Raw genomic sequence first — 1,919 nt, 5'->3', positions numbered from 1 at the left:
CCCAGGGCGTGCAGGGCGGTGGCTGCGATGGCGGTGGCGTCGAGCCCGGCCTCGCGATACTGGGCGTCCTGCGTGTTGTGGTCGATGAAGCGGTCGGGGAGCGTCATCGGGCGGAAGCGGACGCTGTCGAGCAGGCCGGTGCGCGCCAGATGATGCATGACATAGGCCCCGAACCCGCCCTCGGCGCCTTCCTCGATGGTGATCAGCACCGCGTGGTTGCGGGCGAGGTTTTCGATCAGCGCGGTGTCGAGCGGCTTGGCGAAGCGGGCGTCTGCCACCGTAGGGGGGAGGCCCTGGGTGGCCAGCATGTCGGCGGCCTTCAGCACCTCGGCCATGCGGGTGCCCAGCGACAGGATGGCGATGCCGCCCTTCTCGCGCCCGGCCTGGCGGCCCATTTCGCGGACGATGCGGCCACGGCCGATCTCCAGCACCGTGCCTTCCTCGGGCAGGGCCAGCCCCAGCCCGTTGCCGCGCGGGTAGCGCAGCGCGATCGGGCCGTCGTCGAAGGCGCAGGCGGTGGCCGTCATGTGCAGCAGTTCCAGCTCGTCGCTGGGGGCCATGATGGTCATGCCGGGCAGGCAGCCCAGGTAGTTGATGTCGAACGATCCCGCGTGGGTGGCGCCGTCGGCGCCGACCAGACCGGCGCGGTCGATGGCGAAGCGCACCGGCAGGTTCTGCAGCACCACGTCATGCATCACCTGATCATAGGCGCGTTGCAGGAAGGTGGAATAGATGGCGCAGAACGGGCGCAGCCCCTCGGTGGCCATGCCGGCGGCGAAGGTGACGGCATGCTGCTCGGCGATGCCGACATCGAAGAAGCGATCGGGATAGGCGCGGGCGAAGGCATCGAGCCCGGTGCCCGACGGCATGGCGGCGGTGATGGCGACGATGCTGTCGTCCTGCTTCGCCCGGTGCGTCAGTTCGCGGCTGAAGACCGAGGTGTAGCTGGGCGGGCCGGGGGGCGCCTTGGTCTGCACGCCGGTGACGACGTTGAACTTGGCCACCGCGTGATATTTGTCGCCCGCCGATTCGGCCGGGCGGTAGCCGCGCCCCTTCTCGGTGAGGATGTGCAGCAGGATCGGGCCTTTGTCGTCGGCGTCGCGCAGATTGCGCAGGATCGGCACCAACTGGGTGAGGTCGTGGCCATCGACCGGGCCGACATAATAGAAGCCCAGTTCCTCGAACAGCGTGCCGCCGGTGATCATGCCGCGCGCATATTCGTCGGCCTTCCTGGCGGTGCGTTCCAGCCGCTCGGGCAGGCGGCGGGCCACCTTGCCGGCGAGGTCGCGCAGGCCGAGGAACTGGCGCGAGGACATCAGCCGCGACAGGTAGTTGGACATGGCGCCGACCGGCGGGGCGATCGACATCTCGTTGTCGTTCAGCACCACGATCAGCCGCCCGGCGCCGGGGCCGGCGACCGCGGCGTTGTTCATCGCCTCGTAGGCCATGCCGGCCGAGATCGAGCCGTCGCCGATCACCGCCACCACGTTGCGCTCGCGGTAGGAGGGGTCATGCTCGGCGCGCAGGTGGTGCGCCACCGCCATGCCCAGGCCGGCCGAGATCGAGGTGGAGGAATGGGCGGCGCCGAACGGGTCGTATGGGCTCTCGCTGCGGCGGGTGAAGCCCGACAGGCCGCCGGGCTGGCGCAGGGTGCGGATGCCCTCGCGCCGGCCCGTCAGGATCTTGTGCGGGTAGGCCTGGTGGCCGACATCCCAGATGATGCGGTCGTCGGGCGTGTCGAACACCGCGTGCAGCGCCACCGTCAGTTCCACCACGCCCAGCGAGGCGCCCAGATGGCCGCCCGTGGTCGAGACCGCATCGACCGTCTCGGCCCGCAATTCCTCGGCCAGCTGGCGGAGCTGGTCCACCGACAGGTTGCGCAGGTCGCGCGGCGCGCTGACCCGGTCCAGCAGCGGAAA

1 protein-coding gene is annotated in these 1,919 nt (G+C 70.2%); it reads right to left on the bottom strand.

Going from position 1 to position 1,919, the window contains the following annotated elements; all coding sequences use genetic code 11:
* A partial coding sequence (gene dxs / locus ABF821_RS20905; protein ID WP_415531461.1) for a 1-deoxy-D-xylulose-5-phosphate synthase occupies positions 1-1,919 on the bottom strand: 1,919 nt, incomplete at both ends.

It is taken from the genome of Gluconacetobacter sp., from assembly GCF_047721585.1.
Taxonomy (GTDB): domain Bacteria; phylum Pseudomonadota; class Alphaproteobacteria; order Acetobacterales; family Acetobacteraceae; genus Gluconacetobacter; species Gluconacetobacter dulcium.
Note: the sequence above shows the minus strand (reverse complement) of the source record. Positions and strands in the feature narration are given on the sequence as shown.